The following is a 17,656-nucleotide window of genomic DNA, read 5'->3' as shown; positions in this document are numbered from 1 at the left end:
AGGTTAAAATTTTATAATATAGATGTCCATGCCCTCTGAATATCCAGAAAAAATGAACTTAAAAAATCCTTTAGATAGACATTAAGATATTTGGACAGCCCAAGCTTCTTTCAAACCAGACCGCGTGTATAGTACTGTATACTGTAATCATTAAGCCGTTAAGTCCTTCACGAAACAGAACGATCTTTTTCGGCTATAGCAACTCCCATTCCTCGCCATAGGATTAGCAGAGAGAATTAAATCCTTTAGCGAGTGATTAAAATCATTCTCATAGTAGTATTGCGGGGCCCACATAGCGCGCGGTAGATACGCGGCTGGGTTGTTTAGATAAGAGAGCATATTTGAGAAGATGTTTTGTATTATTTAGAAGATCTAATGTAGTATTTTTAATATAATAATACAACTAACAGAAGTTATATAAACGTAACATATAAGATACAAATATCGATATTTTAGGACCGCTTGAGCGTGTGCTGAAAGAAGATACGTAGGAAAGTTGCCAAAGCTATTACAATGCCTACCGTTTACTATGCTCATTAACGAATTATGGATTTCAGAAAAACAGCACCAGGTGCTTTGAAGCTTATGTAGTAAATGGAACTTAAATCTTTTTATTGATGAAGTAGCCGAAGAGTTTTCGGAAATGGCGACCAAAAAGTCGATCAATTTTACGATAGAAAAAGAAAATCTTTCTGCCGATATCTGGTTCGACAGACAAGTGATTGAAAAAATCGTCCTCAACCTGATCAACAACTCCATCAAATATGCCAAAACTGGTGTAATGCTTAAACTACAAAATTTGAAGATTAGAAAAGGAATATGAAATAATTGTTGTGTTATGAAATTCAATCATTACTATCGTCTCCGATTACGGCCATTGAACAATTAAAGCATGGAATACTACTGGAATAAAGAGTTACCGTTAAGTGTAAATAATTTGTAATTTGGAATTTTATTTACATCATCAAATATTAGTTAATAATTAAGTTCTAAGCCTAAGAAAACCAATATCATTTCTAAAAGAATACGCTACTATATGGATAAATACCCTGTTCCTGCTAACGAAGACGGACGAATTAATAAGCTTAAGTTTTTTGACCTTTTACAGTTGAAAAAAGATCCACAGTTAGATATTTTTGCAGAAACAGCTGCACTTATTGCCGATTGTCCGGCTGCACTCATCGCTATGATGGAAAGTGAAACGCAGGTGATCCAAAGTTGCATAGGCCTTGATTTTAATTCTGTAGACAGAAAAAGTACTTTATGTCAATATACGATTGCAAGTGGTGATGTTGTAATCATCAATGATACATTAGCAGACGAAAGATCATTCGATAATCCCCTGATATTAGCAGGAGGAATTCGCTTTTATGCAGGAATTCCTCTGATAGATGATGAAGGATTTACATTAGGAACCCTATGCGTTATTGACTATGAACCTAAAACCTTGACACAAAAGCAAGTGACTGCTCTGCAAAAAATTGGAAGTGCTGTTACCAATCTGCTGACGGGAAAAAGAAAAGAGATTGAAGCGGAATACTTTCAGCAAATCTTCAATATTTCCAATAATCTGATTTGTGTTCTGGATAAGAACTTTATGCTCAAGGATGTTAATCCTGCCTTCGAAAAGGTTTTCTTGTTTAATAAAACAAAAACTCCCGATCAGAATTTTTTAAACGTTTTAGGTGAACATAATAATGAATTGCAATTACTCATAAAAAGGCTGCCTGATGTTCAGGAGGAAGTTACATTTTCTACTTCCACAAAAATCAGTGATGGTTCAGCGATTATAGTAGAGTGGTCTTTAAAACAGAACCAAAACAATTCTGAGATTTTCTGCTTCGGCATCAATATTACCCAACAGATCGAAGAAAAACAAAAACTTGAAAGTTCAGAACGCCGCTTTAGAAGCTTTTTTGAAAATGCGATTGGCTTAATGAGCATGCATGATATGCAAGGAAATATCCTTTCAGTTAATGAAAAAGGAAGAAAAACACTTCAATATTCGGCAGAAGAAGTCAAAAAATTGAATTTAAAAGACCTCGTTCCCCAAAAGAACTGGCCTTTACTTGCTCAGTATCTTGAAAGGATCAATAGCAATAAAGAAGATCTTGGAACTATGATCCTAAAATCTAAGGAAGGAGAAGAAATGATCTGGATGTATCATAATCTGGTAGAAACTGACCCACAGGGAATGCCATACGTTGTAAGTACAGCTTTAAATGTTACAGAAAGAATGTCTCTTGAAAAGGATTTACTGTACACTAAGAAAATATTAGAACAGACAAGTGCGGTAGCACAGGTCGGAGGTTGGGAAGTCAATCTTAAAACCAATACTGTTTTCTGGTCGCAATCTACTAAAGAAATACATAAAATAGACCAGGCATTTCAGCCTGATTTTGAAAATGCATTAGGATTTTACAGTACAGAAAGCAGAAAAAAAGTAGAATCATTATTTGAGCGAGCTGTGCGGGAAGGAATACCATATGATGAAGAATTTCAGCTGATACGTAATGATGGAGTGACAATATGGGTGAGGGTGAAAGGAATACCCGAATTCGAAGATGGCGTCTGTACAAAAATGTTCGGTATCATCCAGGATATTGATACCTTCAAAAACATTTATATAGAACTGGCCAAACAAGAAGCAATGCTACAGTCATTTGTAACATATGTTCCTACCGCAGTAGCAATGTTCGATAAAGACCTCAACTATCTTTCGGTAAGCAGCAGCTGGAAAAATGAGTTCCAGATGCATGATATAGATCTTATAGGAAAAAATATGTTTACTGTTTCACCCAATGTACCGGATGAAAGGAAGAAAATATATAGAGATGCACTCGGAGGTAAAGCTTACATAAATAGTAACATGGCTTTAGAAGTTCCTAATAAAGAAGGAATACAGCATTATAATATTGTGGTAAGTCCCTGGTATCTGTCAGATGAGGTTACGGGTGGAATTATTATTTCTGCACAAAACATTACGGAGTCGGTAAAAATCAATGAAGAACTTAAAAATGCAAAGGAGATGGCAGATATTGCCAATAAAACCAAGTCTGAATTTTTAGCCAATATGAGTCATGAGATAAGAACTCCTTTAAACGGGGTCATCGGCTTTTCTGATCTTTTGCTTCAAACTCCGTTAAATGAAGTACAAACACAGTATCTCAATTACATTAATGAGTCAGGAGAAAACCTGCTGAACATTATCAGTGACATTCTTGATTTCTCTAAAATTGAATCTGGGAAAATGGACCTTTTGATAGAGAAAGCCAATGTTTACGACATGGTTAGCCAGGTTATCAATGCAGTTCTTTATCAGTCTCAGAAAAAAAATATAGAACTTCTTTTAAATATTGAACCAGGATTGCCTGATATAATCTGGCTCGATGAAACACGATTGAAACAGATTTTGATCAACCTACTCGGCAATGCTGTAAAATTTACAGAACAAGGTGAGATAGAGCTTAAAGTAGAAAAACTGAATTTAGACGATAAAAATATAACATTACGATTCTCAGTAAGGGATACAGGAATTGGTATTCCTGTAGAAAAACAGCAGCATATCTTTAATGCTTTCACTCAGGAAAACAGTTCTATCAGTAAACAATATGGAGGAACCGGTCTCGGACTTACCATTTCAAATAACATTTTGAAATATATGGGAAGTAATCTTACTCTGGTAAGTGAATTCGGGAAAGGTTCTGTTTTCTATTTTGATATTGAGATTCCTTTTGAAATTTCTGATCAAAGCGAAGACGAAACACTAAAAATCAACAGGGTTCTAATTGTTGACGATAATGAAGCAAACAGGGTTATTCTACAGCATATGCTTGCTTACAAGAATATAGATTCTACACTGGCTGCCAACGGAATGGAAGCTCTTCAGATACTCTTAGCCGGCGAGCGTTTTGATATTATTCTGGTAGATTACCACATGCCGGTAATATCAGGGTTGGAAACAATCGAGAAAATAAAGCAGCTGTTTAATCAGCGAAATGAAGTCTCACCTCTTGTTATCCTTCATACATCATCGGAAGAACATGACGTGATCAATTCTTTCAAGAAGGAAGAAAACTCCTATTTTCTGCTTAAACCTATTAAATCTGAAGAACTGTACAAAACCTTACAACGGGCAATAAAAAGTTCAGAAAAAGAGGCAGTTGCCCACAAACGATTGCAGACAGAAGAACCTTCCCTGCTCATCACTTCGCCTCATGTATTGCTTGTTGATGATAATCCGGTGAATATGGTTCTGAATAACAGGATGATGAAATCACTGATTGCAGATGTAAAACTAACAGAAGCAACCGATGGTTTGCAGGCTTTGGAACAATGCCGTGATCAGTTTTTTGATATCATTCTAATGGATGTACAGATGCCCGTAATGGACGGCATAGAAGCTACTAAGCAAATCCGGCTGTTACCGGAATACTCCACAGTTCCGATTATTGGGGTTACAGCAGGAAATGTATTGGGTGAAAAAGAAAAATGTCTGGATTCGGGAATGAATGATTTCCTACCCAAGCCGCTCAGACAAAACGATCTTTTGGAAATGTTGAAAAAACATATTGGCACTGCCGTTCAGAAATTGTCTGAAAACCCACCAGAAACAGAGACCTATTTGGATATGAATCTTCTGAACGAGCAGATGGGTGATGATGATGATTTTAAAGTAGTATTTTTAAATTTAGTGATACAAGGGCTTGATCAGGCTGAAGAAAATATAAAATTAGCGATAAAAGAAAAAAATACCGAAGAGCTAAAGAGAATTCTTCACAAGCTGAGAGGAACTGCCGGAACTGCTGGCTTAATCATGCTTACAGAACAAACTTCCAGTTGGGAGAAACGCATTGAAGAAAACATGGATTATACTGCTATGGAGCATGAGATAGTACGTGAAATAACGATAGGAATACAATTGATAAAAGATTTAGTATAAATAATAACACAATTTTTTAAAATATTAAATATTTATCACCAAAATAATTTCAAAAGCCGTATGCAATAGTTATACATATTACCGATAAACTTTTGTCTGCACATTGATATTATAGATTTTAAAAAAGAAGATATTTTCCATAGTTTTAATTTGTTGGGGAATTTCTCTTTCCAGAAATGGTAATAAGTTTTTATCTACTCAGAAATTGTGAAACAATATGCTGGAAATATTGGTGTTTTCAGTCAATAAATAAACGATTAACTTTTATTTTACATTACCGTTAAACTAATTTTTGATGCCGAAAAAAATTATAAGAAATCTTCAGATTGGAGTCGTACTGTGTTTATTACTGCTCATTGCGAGTTCTATAGCTTCCTATGTGAGCGTACAGAAGCAGATGGAGAACAGGGAAAGCCTTTTAAAAAGTAAGGAATCTATAAGTTTGGTAAAAGATGTTTTAAATCTTCTCCTGGATGCAGAAACAGCTATTAGAGGATATCAGCTTACAGGTCAGGAAAATTTCCTTGACCCCTTCAATAAAAGCCTGAGGAAATATCCAGTACTTATTTCTGATAAAAACAGGCTGAATATTAAAGACAAACATCAAATCGAGCTCATCAATAAACTCTTGCGTACTTCAGACATGATGATGGATGGAGATGTATTGCTAATTGAGAAGCGTAGAAAGGGAATATTAATGACCCCAAAAGAACTTGTACAAAACAAGACCGCTATGGACAGGTGCCGTACATTGGTTCAGGAATTTGTAAAATATGAGGAAGTTCAGCTGGCTATCAAAAATAAAGATCTGAACCGATCTTCCAAATCGACAGTTTTATTCATCATTTTCTCTGCAGTTGTAGCCATTGTTGTTACAATTTTTTTCTATACACAAATAAAATCTGACCTTATCCGCAGGGATAAATTAGAAAAAGATTTGTTTTACACGAAAACAATTCTTGAGGAAACGAGCGCTGTAGCACAAGTGGGAGGCTGGGAAGTCAACATGAAAACCAGGAAGGTGTTCTGGTCTCAGAGTACGAAAGAAATTCATAAAATAAAAAATAATTTCCAGCCGGATTTAGAAAACGCCATGGGATTCTTTAAAGAAGACAGCAGGGAAAGAATGAAAAATCTTTTCGATAGCGCCTTAAAAAAAAGAATTCCCTTTGACGAAGAGTTTCAGCTTGTCCGTTATGACGGCGTTACGATCTGGGTAAGGGTAAAAGGAATTCCAGAATTTGAGGGTGAAGTCTGCAGCAGGATTTTCGGAATCATTCAGGATATTGATGCCTTCAAGAAAATGTTCCTGGAAGTTACCAGAAAGGAAGCCATGATGCAGTCTTTTGTAACCGATGTTCCGATTCCTCTCGCCATGTTTGATAAAGACCTTAATTATGTTTCTGTAAGCAACAAATGGAGAGAAGAATTCAACATGAATGATGTAGATATTATCGGAAATAATCTATTTACTGTATCTCCGGATATTCCCAAAGAAAGAAAAAAAATCTATGAAAACGCCCTGCTGGGTAAAACCTACATAAATGGGGACTTTGAGTTAAAGGTGGACGGTAAGCAGGAAATTCAGCACTACGACCTTAAAGTCGGACCATGGTATCTCACAGAAGATGAAGTAGGAGGTTTAATTATTTCCGTACAGAATATTACAAATGCCGTGCGGATAAATGAGGAATTGAAAAATGCTAAAAAAATAGCAGATACAGCAAGCAAGGCGAAGTCAGAGTTTCTAGCCAATATGAGCCATGAGATACGAACGCCGCTGAACGGCGTCATCGGGTTTTCTGATCTTTTGCTTCAAACTCCGTTAAATGAAATACAAACGCAGTATCTCAATTACATTAATGAGTCAGGTGAAAACCTGCTGAACATTATTAATGACATTCTTGATTTCTCTAAAATTGAATCTGGAAAATTGGACCTTTTAATAGAGAAAGCCAATGTTTACGACATGGTGAGCCAGGTCATCAATGTAGTTCTTTATCAGTCTCAGAAAAAAAATATCGAACTTCTTTTAAATATTGAACCGGGATTGCCTGATATAATCTGTCTCGATGAAACACGATTGAAGCAGATTCTGATTAATCTACTCGGGAATGCTGTAAAGTTTACAGAACAAGGTGAGATAGAGCTTAAAGTAGAAAAACTGAATTTAGACGATAAAAATATAACATTACGATTCTCAGTAAGGGATACAGGAATTGGTATTCCTGTAGAAAAACAACAGCATATCTTTAATGCTTTCACTCAGGAAAACAGTTCTATCAGTAAACAATACGGAGGAACCGGTCTTGGGCTTACCATTTCAAATAACATCTTGAAATATATGGGAAGTAATCTTACTTTGGTAAGTGAACTCGGGAAAGGTTCTGTTTTCTATTTTGATATTGAGATTCCTTTTGAAATTTCTGATCAAAGTGAAAATGAAATACTGAAAATCAACAAGGTTCTGATTGTTGACGATAACGAAGCAAACAGGGTTATTCTTCAGCATATGCTTGCTTATAAGAATATAGATTCCACACAGGCTGCCAACGGAATGGAAGCGCTACAGATGCTTCTAGCCGGCGAGCGGTTTGATATTATTCTGATAGATTACCACATGCCGGTTATATCAGGTTTGGAAACAATTGAAAAAATAAAGCAGCTATTTAATCAGCAGAATGAAGTCTCACCTCTTGTTATCCTTCACACCTCTTCTGAAGAACTTGACGTGATCAATTCTTTCAGGAAGGAAGAAAACTCCTATTTTCTGCTTAAACCTATTAAATCTGAAGAATTGTACAAAACTTTACGAAGGGCAATAAAAAGTTCAGAAAAAGAGACAGTTGCCCGCAAACTATTGCAAACAGAAGAACCTTCCCTGCTCATGACTTCGCCTCTTGTCTTACTTGTTGATGATAATCCGGTGAACATGGTTCTGAATAACAGAATGATGAAATCACTGATTCCCGATGTAAGGTTAGTAGAAGCAACCGACGGTTTGCAGGCTTTGGAACAATGCCGGGATCAGCTTTTTGATCTGCTGTTGATGGATGTGCAGATGCCTGTAATGGATGGCATAGAAGCTACTAAGCAAATCCGGCTGTTACCGGAATACTCCACAATTCCGATTATTGGGGTTACAGCTGGAAATGTATTGGGTGAAAAAGAAAAATGTCTGGATTCGGGAATGAATGATTTCCTACCCAAGCCGCTCAGACAAAACGATCTTTTGGAAATGCTGAAAAAACATATTGGCACTGGCGTTCAGGAATTGGCTGAAAACCCACCACAACCAGAGACCTATCTGGATATGAATATTCTGAACGAGCAGGTAGGTGATGATGATGATTTTAAAGTAATATTTTTAAACTTAGTGATACAAGGGCTTGATCAGGCTAAAGAAAATATAAAATTAGCGGTAAAAGAAAAAAATACCGAAGAGCTAAAGAGAATTCTTCACAAGCTGAGAGGAACTGCCGGAACTGCGGGCTTAATCATGCTTACAGAACAAACTTCGAGTTGGGAGAAACGCATTGAAGAAAACATGGATTATACTGCTATGGAGTATGAAATCATACATGAAATAAAGACAGGACTACAATTAATTAAGGATTTAATATAAAGATACTATCACATTCGAGACGATACAATTATTTATTCAAGGAGCAAGACAGTCTCTTTTATATTCCCTCTGTTAATGGTATAACCCTGGCTTTACCTGTAGCAGTAATATAAATCAACTTATGCATCTGAAGTCCAAATTCTCTCCATTGCCGTGATGACCGGGCTAACTTCCTGCTGATTTTGGCAGGGTGAACCAAAAAGAGGTGCGTTCACCAGGCACGCTGTCAACACCGATTTCTCCTCCATGTTTGCGAACGATATTGGCGGAAATAAACAGTCCAAGCCCAAGCCCGGAGAACTGATGTTGTTGTTCATCGGCCTGATAATATCGATCGAACAGCAAGGGAATCTTTTCGGCAATAATTCCCGGTCCCTGATCAATGACAGATATTTTAATGTAGTTCTCACTATCAACGAGCTCAACTTTTATATCTGTGGTTGTTGGTGCATATTTGACTGCATTACTGATCAGGTTGGTAAGCACCCGTCCGATCCGTTCTGAGTCAGCATGCAACATGATATCCTCTTCCCCTATTATGGTAACAGTCTGGAAATCCGCAGAAGCGAACAGTTCAGCTATTTCCTGAACAAGTGTAAAGAGATTGAAACTTGTTTTCCTTAGTTCAATCTGATCACGATAGTTTTTACCGGCATTGAGCAGGTCGTCTATGATCAGTGAGATCCGGTTGATCCCCCTGCTTGCCTGGGCAACCAGCTGCCTGGTACGGTCCGATTGCCCTTTCGAATCCCGTTGCAACATTTGCAACGATCCGTTTAAGCTGGTAACCGGAGTTTTTAGCTCATGGCTGGCGATACTGATGAAATCGTCTTTATGCCTTTCAATAATTTTGTCGTTGGTGATGTCGTTAATAACACCAATCAGTTTCACAGCCTTTCCATCTTTACCGGTCTCAGTCTTACCTTTTATATTCAGCCATTGCAGCATTCCATCTAACCTGTTCAGTTTTACCTGCACGTCTATACCTCCTTCATCCTGAATATTTGATAGTGCCTCCTTAAATGCCGGAAGGTCATTTGCAGCGATGTGCGGGTAGTAGCTTTCCAGGCTCCAATACTTCTGCCTCTGGGGATAGCCGAAAATTTCATCATGGTCGGGGGAACGGAAAACTTCTTTAGTTTCCAGGTCCAGTTCCCAGATAGCTGTGCCAGTATACTTCAAGGCAACGTTTAAACGCCTCTGGCTCTCTGCAAGCCCTTTCAATCCGGAAATATCATCCAGAACGGTAAAACCAAAAGTTTCTCCCTGATCGTTATAGAGGATGGTGGTCACATCAACCCACACGCGGCTGCGGTCTCTTCTGTACAGGCAGGCCTGCAGCTTGAAGAAAGGTACCTGCTTAGACCAGATCATTTCCTGAAGATGATGCCAATGCGCAACGTATTCTTCGCAGGCATGATCCAGAATTTTGGTTCCTTCGATTTCTTCGGGTGGGTAATCCAACAGTTCACAAAGGGCCTTATTGACCTTTAAGATGGTCAGGTCTGACCGGATAATCTTTGAGGCTACACTAGTAAGTTTAAATATAGTGTTGAACTTCTCATCACATTCTTCAAACCTCTTCTCAAAATTATTTCGCTCTTTATTTTCCTGCATAACAATTTTCAGCTGATAAAGTGATAACACTTTAAGGCCAAATATGTTTAACAACAATTTTTAGGCTTCCTCTCAAGCCCCAGTCAGTATACCGGAACCACCATCCCGAAAGTTTTATTCTGTTTTTTTTAGAACTATATTTTTGCCGCTATTAAGTTTAATTCGAAATCCCTGGATTTTATCATTGCTAAAAACAAATTGATTGTTGATTTCCGGAGCCTGGTACATAAAAAAGTCAGTTTTAGAAGTGAAATAAAGCTGCCACCTTTGCCCCGATAGCTCTAGAAATAAATCCCCCTTGACTTGTGAAATGATGTACTCCCGATCATTGGAGGTATATTTGCCAGTATATTTCTTTAATTCACTGCTGTTAATTTTTACAACTTTTTTCAATTCAGGCTTGTAGAAGTTTTTCCATTTATAAACAGTTGCTATACTGTTGATGATTTCATAGAGTATGGTTTTATCGGTAGAATTGCACATTACCACTGCACCATTTCCATCTTCTAGGCTACCATAATACAAACTGGTAAAGCCTTCATTTATGCCACCATGTCTGAAATATTTTGTTCCTTCTTTATCTTCAATAAAAACACCCAAGGCAGCAGAATTATCAAGATAAGGCGTAAGCATGAGTTTTGTCATTTCCGGACTAAGTAATTTGTTTGATTTGCCCAACAAGGATTTTTGAATTTCAATCACATATTTTGATAATTCTGTTGGATTTGTCCATAATCCTGCGGCTGCCTGTTCCGGATAAATATGATATTTCATCATCACTTCCTTGTTTCCATTGTAACCTGTGGCTAACAGTTTAAACTTGCTTTTTAATGTTGTATTCGTGTAAAAGCTATTTTGCATTCCAATAGGTCTTAAAATGTTACTTTCCATGTAATCAGCATATTTTTTACAGGATAGATCCTCGATAATTAATTGTGAGATCACTGTTCCTCCTCCCGAGTATTTGTATTTTAAATCAGGTTCAAAAACAGACTTTACTGCATCGCTGTTTGCAGGTTTAATTCCGTTCAAAATCTGGATAATATCCGGTATAGAATCAGTTTTCTGATAACCATCAAACCCACTAACATTTATGCCACCCGTATGGCTTAATAAGTTCAAAGTGGTAATCTTCTTGCCTTTCGATATGGAATCATAAGGGAATTTCCATGAATGTAAGTAGGAATTTATATCTTTTTTTAGATCGATGTTCATGTCTTGTGCTAACTTTAACATGCCCATTCCATTCAGAGATTTACTTATTGAAGCCGCTTGAAAAAGAGTTGCAGGGGTAACACGCCTGCTTTGTGCTGAATCAGCCCAGCCATAACCTTTTGCCCATTCAAGTTTATAATTTTTTATAACAGCAATACTCAAACCCTCTATTTTGTAAAAAATCATTCGCTCATTCAAATTCCATTTAGATGTATTTTCTATTTCTACCCAACTGGCCAAATGATTTTCAACCTGAGTTATTTTATTCTCAACTTCTTTTGAATACTTTTTCTTTGTCTGCGATTTAAGCACAACACATGAAAACATAAAGAGAGTCAGTAAAAAGAATGCTTTACTAAGTTTAAGATTCATCTTTAAAACTTGATTACTGTCAATTATTTAAGTTCTAATTTTTGGAAATGAACCTAATTTCCATTGCTTATTGTATAGCTACTATTCCTCATCTGGACACCATATTGATAAAGCTCATTATAGATACCAAAGAACGTGGCCTCCTCTGTTTCCAGTAGTGAGGTATTGATGAACATGATCACCGCTACTTCCTTTTTAAGATCAGAAAGCATAAAAGTTCTTACACCAAAGTCGGAGCCGTTGTGCCCTATCCTTTTTCCACCCATCTTGGTAGACCAGAAAATACCTGAATTTAGTTTGGCTGGTTCTATATTTTCAGGCTTGTGCACACTATCGAACTGAAACCGGAGCATTTCCCGAACCGTTTTTTCCTGGAGAACCTGTCTGTTTTGAAACTTACCGTCGTTCAGTAAACAAATGAAGAAGTGGGACAAATCATTGACCGACGTACGTACACCGCCATCGGGATAAGTGGTCAGTCCGTAAAGCGGTATCCGTTTAATACTGCTATCCGCCTGTTTCTGGTAAAGCCGGGCGTGCTTTTTCAGGTCAATGTCGGACAGGAACCAGCCCGTATCATCCATTTTCAATGGCTTGAATAGATATTCCTTGCTGTAGTCGTTCAGCTTTTTACCTGTCCGAACTTCAACGATGTAGCCGGCCAGCGCTGTGCCGATATTAGAATACTCACGAAACGCACCCGGTTTATGATCGAGAAAATTTTCTTTTGAATAATGTGTTCCACCAGGCACAAAATAATTACGAAGAAAATCGCCAAGTGCTTCCTGTGAATCTTTCCCGTTAACATACAAACTGTCGGAGGTATAAAAAGGGAACCTGTCATTCAGGCCGGAGGTATGGGTGGCCAGGTTACGCAAGGTGATTTTCCCCTTCGGAAAGAAAGGGTTGTGAATTTTAAAGGGCAGATAAGTATTGATGTCTTCATCAAGGGAAAGTTTTCCCTGCTCCACGGCTTTCATTAGGCAGGCCCCGGTAATGGTTTTGGAAACAGATGCTATGTTCATGACTGTCGATGTGGTGAACGGCACTTTGTTCTCCCTGTCAGCGTAACCATACCCTTTCGACCAAACCAATTTCTTGTCGACGATAATGGCTGCACCAAGGCCTACCAGATGGGCATTGTTCATTTTTTTCAGGATAACACTATCAATTGCATTGGTGGATTTTATGGGTAATTGTCTAACCTGCTGCCCGTAGGCCGTTGCACCTATCTTAATGCATAGAAGCAAGGTAATGATGTTAATTTGTGATCTCATCTTGATAATTTCTTTGAAAACTTCGATGAAAATCGAATAAAATAATTTGTCTGCAACACAGCTCTGCCAGAAAAGTCAAAAGGATGTATAGAAACTGCTATTCGACCACATATCACATTTCGTCTTTAAATCTGCCCTTTTCAGGAGGGTTTTCCGCTATTCTGTCGCGTTTAATGGGGATAATCCTCTGATATGCTATATTTGATCATGCCATTAATCGATAGAATCGTTAAGTTCAGCCTGACACACCGTTTTCAAACACACGTCATCTTTTGGCTGATAGTTGCATTGCTTTTCATGAACCGGTACGATATTGAAGAATATCGACAACTAGACAGCATTATATACCGCCAAATTTATTATATCTCAATAACCATGCTGGCCTCTTATTTTCTAGCTTACCTCATCATTCCTAAGTTAATGGGGTCGAAGAACTATTTTGAGGTAGTTGTCTATTTTATTGCAGGTTCCTACCTCATCTCTGCTTGCTCTCGTATCGCTGTTATATACCTTTTGGAACCGCTGATCAGAACACCTCCTTTTGCGCAGGAATCGCTTTGGGAGATACTATCCGATCTTCCAAAATTAGTTACACATTATTTTGCCCTATCATTTTCTGCGGCCTGGGTATTCGCTTTTGTTAAACTGATCCGTGATCAGTACGTGGTTCAGCAGCGTTCGCTAATGCTGGAGAAAGAAAAGGCAGAAACGGAACTCAAAGCTTTGCGAAGCCAGCTCAACCCGCATTTTTTATTCAATACACTGAACAACATTTATTCGCTGTCGCTGATGAACTCTCCGGTTACCTCAAAATCGATAGCTGGTTTGTCAGAGATACTAGATCATGTGCTTTACAGGTGCAACACCGCTTATGTTCCTCTTTCATCGGAAATAAAATTGATTGAGAATTATCTTGAATTGGAAAAACTTAGGTATGACGAGCGGCTGCAGATTAGTTTTGAGTATGTAACCGACAATCAGGCAGCTATCGCACCACTGATTTTACTATCTTTCGTTGAAAATGCGTTTAAACATGGTGCCAGCGAGGATGCCGGTAATTCTTTTATCACGATCACACTCCATATGCGAAATGGTCATCTGAGCTTTATGGTTAACAACAGTTGCATAGAGGAAGATCTTGAAGCCGGCGGTAGCGGCATAGGATTGGGTAATATTACGCGGCAACTGGAACTAATCTATCCATCGAGATATGAACTCATGGTCAAAAGAGTTGAAAACACTTTTGAAGTGCAACTGGAAATTAATCTGGAAAATACTTAACAAAGTTAACTTCGCTTTATGAAAATAAAATGTCTTTTAGTGGATGACGAACCACTAGCCATTAAACTGATTCAAAACCATATCGCTCAACTGGATGCCTTTGAAGTTGTGGCTACCTGCTCGAGTGCGGTAAAGGCACTGGAGATCTTAAGAACTGTTCAGATAGACCTGATGTTCCTGGATATTAAAATGCCTCAGATAACAGGTATCGATTTTTTAAAAAGCTTAAAAGATCCGCCCGCCGTGATAATTACCACTGCATACCGCGAATTTGCTGTAGATGGCTACGATCTTGACATCATCGATTATCTTCTCAAACCTATCACATTTGAGCGGTTTTTTAAAGCCATTGACCGGTATTTACGGTCAGTTAAACCCGATAAAGCTGTCGCCTTAATGGCAGCGCAAAAGCGTTACCTTTTTCTAAAATCCGGGTTAAGAAACCACAGGTTGAATACCGATGATATTTTGTATATCGAAAGCCTTAAAGATAATATCGTTGTCGTTTTCGATCATAGCTCTATCACTATAAAGTACAAAATCAGCGATTTAGAACCGGATATCGTTGCGTTACCCTTACTCCGGATTCATCGTTCATTTATTATTAACATTAATAAGATTGCTTCTTTTACCTCAAATGACATTATAATTGCCGGAAAAAGCATTTCCATTGGGCCTAACTATAAGGAATATGTGCTGAGGAAAATAACAAACTTAAATTAAAAGGTACTGAATCACATCTTGATACATCAGCATAATCAAAAAATTGTTTGCAAACCAGCAAGAATGACCTTGATGACTGCAACTTTAATGGTATTGTTTATCGCTGACAGAAATTATTCAATGAACTCATGAGCCAGCGCCAGTAGTTAAATTGCAATATAGCTACTCCCGGTAGATCTCATACATTTACCGTAGCGGATAAAAACGTATGGGTGATCATAATTTCTTATTGTAGTTGCAGTCTAATCAAATTAATGATAAAAAGAAACATTAACGTTCCCAAAATGTAGAACTGGATTCTGTTAACATTTTTCGCTTCGAATTTCCAAATACAAATTCTGTCAATAATTATTATTAAAACGGGCAATGGCAACCAGAGTAAGTTTACCCAACCCTGCAATCTTGCATTCATTACATTTTGGTTTATCATAATTAAGGAGGAAACTATAATTCCCAGTATTGAAATTATACTAATTACAAAAAACAATGTTATTTTCTTCGAAAACGGTGCTGTCATAATACTATATGATAACTCCGCGGTATCTAACAAATTTAATAAGGAGTTAATAACCGAATATACAAGAATTTTCAGGATTACTATTAGACATGGATTTCTAAATTTATAGCTAGTCCTAGCTATAATATCACAAGAGGTGTAGAGAAATGGTTGCAACAGGCCTAAAACATATTTGCATGATAGATTTGCCAGGGAAATCGCTTTTAACTTTCCTCTGATAATTCTTCCTCTTTCTGCGCATGCCTAAGCATTATGTTTGCCACGGAAGCACGAAAAACACGGAAAAACTTTAATCTCCTCCGTGATTTCTGTGCTTCCGTGGCTAATTAATTTTTAAAATGTTTTAAAGGCAATTTCCCTGATAGATTTGCTGTTTATAGGTTACCAAACGGCTTAATCCGTATTAATAGAGAAACCAACCTCAGTAAGCATGTATAACCGTTTAAAAAATCTCTTGTCGCCGATTTTCATCTTTTGCCTTGTGCTACTGATTCTCAACGACTTCCTGCTGAAAGCTACTTTTCATAATGTGTTTACCGGTAAACTGTCTGATTTTTGTGGACTGTTCATTTTCCCTATTTTTTGGTGTGCACTCTTTCCCAAATTTAAATCCTGGATCTTTATCCTAAGCGGCATACTGTTCGTTTTCTGGAAAAGTGAATATTCCTCCGGATTGATTGAATTGGTGAATACCTTCTTTCCGCTCCAGCGAACTGTTGACCCTACCGATTTGCTGGCCTTACCGGTGTTGTTGCTAGGCTGGTTGCATGTCAAAGGTAGAAAACAGATAGTAATAAGTAACTCTCTATTGCCCCGGCTGGCCACTGGGTTTATCGCCATCGTTACCATTTTCTCCTTCTGCGCCACTAGCCAGAGGCCGTATCTCCAATCTTTTGACCATCCCCAGTATGTGCTTTTACGATCTGCTGTAACTCCGGACGTGAAGCTTTATGATAAATTTGAATTTTACAGAAAAGATTCGTTGCTCGTTGTTAAGGTAAACTACCAGTACATCAGCCGTCCTGTTATGAATGACGATTATAACAAGAACCGTTCCCTGAAAGATCTTGATATCGATGCGCGGGGGCAGATAGTAGATAGTACGAGCCTGATGTCACCGGGAAAAATCACTGCGCTGACCATAGAGACCCCACAGGGCAGAGATGCTTTAAGGTTTAAAGGCGGGCGGCTGGAGGGCAGATTCACCAGGACAAAAAATGGTAGGATGATTATTGAAGGATTCTATAAAATGGGCATTGAAGACTCCATCTGGACCTTTAGGGATAGCACGAGCAATGCGGTGATGAAGCAGACCATTGTGAACGGGGAGCGAACCAGGGTTGAGGAGTTCCGTGATGCTAAGCTGGTTTCCTCAACCGGGATCAATACCCGGGTAGACAGCATCAGGAATATCTACATCAAGATTGGAATGCTGGCGCTCTGCATGCTTGGCATTATCCTCTTGTTGCGCCAGAACTACCGCAAGACCTCTCCTAGCCAACTTGTGCTCAAGGGATATTGGAAATGGCTATTGTGCCTGCTTTCTCCAGTTTTTGTCTGGCTATCCTACATGGGTTTGAACATATTGCTCATAGATTACAGCCCTGATATCTTTGAGACGCTGGCAACCATTATTTTCATCTTTATGGCAACCTGCCCGCTGATGTTTGTTGCCGTCTTTTTGATCAAGCTGAGAAAGGAAATCGATATTGTATTGTACTGCCTGTTATTTGGGCTTGCATGTAGTATCTGGACCATAAGCGGTATCCTGATCGAACTTATTAATTAGCTTAATCTACAGGTAAAAGTATTCTTGGAAATAAATCCCCTTGTACACCTGGACTTTTATCGCCGCCATTTTATAATCAATGCAGCTGTTTAAGAATAATGCTGATGCAAACAGAGCCGCATCATTAGATAGATTCTTTAATAAAAGTACTCTCTAAAGCACCTTAGCTTAAGCTGGGATCATCCACTTTTGGTAAAGCGCTGGGCCTGCTATCAAATTAAGGAACAGCCACTTTCACTGAAATATACAATAAATCATCAAAAGCAGGAAACAAACATTTTTAGTGACATTCCCAATA

9 protein-coding genes are annotated in these 17,656 nt (G+C 38.1%); 6 read left to right on the top strand and 3 right to left on the bottom strand.

Annotated features, from left to right (window positions below; all coding sequences use genetic code 11):
• Positions 1-643 precede the first annotated feature (643 nt).
• From KYH19_RS08760 to KYH19_RS08750, 3 genes are all read left to right on the top strand, one after another.
• Positions 644-823: a hypothetical protein gene (locus KYH19_RS08760; protein WP_219078386.1), complete on the top strand. Its 180-nt coding sequence runs from the start codon at positions 644-646 to the stop codon at positions 821-823.
• Between the two features lie 213 nt (positions 824-1,036).
• Positions 1,037-4,942 carry a response regulator gene (locus KYH19_RS08755; RefSeq protein WP_219078385.1) on the top strand — a complete coding sequence of 1,302 codons (3,906 nt, stop codon included), beginning with the start codon at positions 1,037-1,039 and terminating at the stop codon, positions 4,940-4,942.
• Positions 4,943-5,237: 295 nt separating this feature from the next.
• Complete coding sequence (locus KYH19_RS08750; protein WP_255562598.1) at positions 5,238-8,567, top strand: response regulator; 3,330 nt, start codon at positions 5,238-5,240, stop codon at positions 8,565-8,567.
• 165 nt (positions 8,568-8,732) lie between these two features.
• Here KYH19_RS08750 and KYH19_RS08745 read toward each other — a convergent pair whose 3' ends face one another.
• From KYH19_RS08745 to KYH19_RS08735, 3 genes are read right to left on the bottom strand one after another with little or no spacing between them, the layout of a single operon-like run.
• Positions 8,733-10,238, bottom strand: a complete 1,506-nt coding sequence (locus KYH19_RS08745) for a PAS domain-containing sensor histidine kinase (protein ID WP_219078384.1) — start codon at positions 10,236-10,238, stop codon at positions 8,733-8,735.
• Positions 10,239-10,298: 60 nt separating this feature from the next.
• Positions 10,299-11,771: a serine hydrolase gene (locus KYH19_RS08740; protein WP_219078383.1), complete on the bottom strand. Its 1,473-nt coding sequence runs from the start codon at positions 11,769-11,771 to the stop codon at positions 10,299-10,301.
• A 53-nt stretch (positions 11,772-11,824) separates the two neighbouring features.
• Positions 11,825-13,048 carry a serine hydrolase gene (locus KYH19_RS08735; RefSeq protein ID WP_219078382.1) on the bottom strand — a complete coding sequence of 408 codons (1,224 nt, stop codon included), beginning with the start codon at positions 13,046-13,048 and terminating at the stop codon, positions 11,825-11,827.
• Between the two features lie 192 nt (positions 13,049-13,240).
• On the opposite strand from KYH19_RS08735, the gene KYH19_RS08730 reads away from it, so the two are divergent.
• From KYH19_RS08730 to KYH19_RS08720, 3 genes are all read left to right on the top strand, one after another.
• Positions 13,241-14,329, top strand: coding sequence for a sensor histidine kinase (locus KYH19_RS08730; protein ID WP_219078381.1), 1,089 nt, complete (start codon positions 13,241-13,243; stop codon positions 14,327-14,329).
• 18 nt (positions 14,330-14,347) lie between these two features.
• A complete protein-coding gene (locus KYH19_RS08725) occupies positions 14,348-15,052 on the top strand; it encodes a LytTR family DNA-binding domain-containing protein (RefSeq protein ID WP_219078380.1) in 705 nt (234 codons plus the stop codon).
• Between the two features lie 947 nt (positions 15,053-15,999).
• On the top strand, positions 16,000-17,358 hold the full coding sequence (locus tag KYH19_RS08720; RefSeq protein ID WP_219078379.1) for a hypothetical protein: 1,359 nt from the start codon (positions 16,000-16,002) through the stop codon (positions 17,356-17,358).
• Positions 17,359-17,656: the final 298 nt, after the last annotated feature.

Source organism: Pedobacter sp. D749 (assembly GCF_019317285.1).
In the GTDB taxonomy this organism is placed as follows: domain Bacteria; phylum Bacteroidota; class Bacteroidia; order Sphingobacteriales; family Sphingobacteriaceae; genus Pedobacter.
Note: the sequence above shows the minus strand (reverse complement) of the source record. Positions and strands in the feature narration are given on the sequence as shown.

Coding starts and splice junctions, on each gene's coding strand:
- KYH19_RS08730 (WP_219078381.1), top strand. CDS start 13,241: ATGCTATATTTGATCATGCCATTAATCGATAGAATCGTTAAGTTCAGC.
- KYH19_RS08725 (WP_219078380.1), top strand. CDS start 14,348: ATGAAAATAAAATGTCTTTTAGTGGATGACGAACCACTAGCCATTAAA.
- KYH19_RS08750 (WP_255562598.1), top strand. CDS start 5,238: ATGCCGAAAAAAATTATAAGAAATCTTCAGATTGGAGTCGTACTGTGT.
- KYH19_RS08735 (WP_219078382.1), bottom strand. CDS start 13,048: ATGAGATCACAAATTAACATCATTACCTTGCTTCTATGCATTAAGATA.
- KYH19_RS08755 (WP_219078385.1), top strand. CDS start 1,037: ATGGATAAATACCCTGTTCCTGCTAACGAAGACGGACGAATTAATAAG.
- KYH19_RS08720 (WP_219078379.1), top strand. CDS start 16,000: ATGTATAACCGTTTAAAAAATCTCTTGTCGCCGATTTTCATCTTTTGC.
- KYH19_RS08740 (WP_219078383.1), bottom strand. CDS start 11,771: ATGAATCTTAAACTTAGTAAAGCATTCTTTTTACTGACTCTCTTTATG.
- KYH19_RS08760 (WP_219078386.1), top strand. CDS start 644: ATGGCGACCAAAAAGTCGATCAATTTTACGATAGAAAAAGAAAATCTT.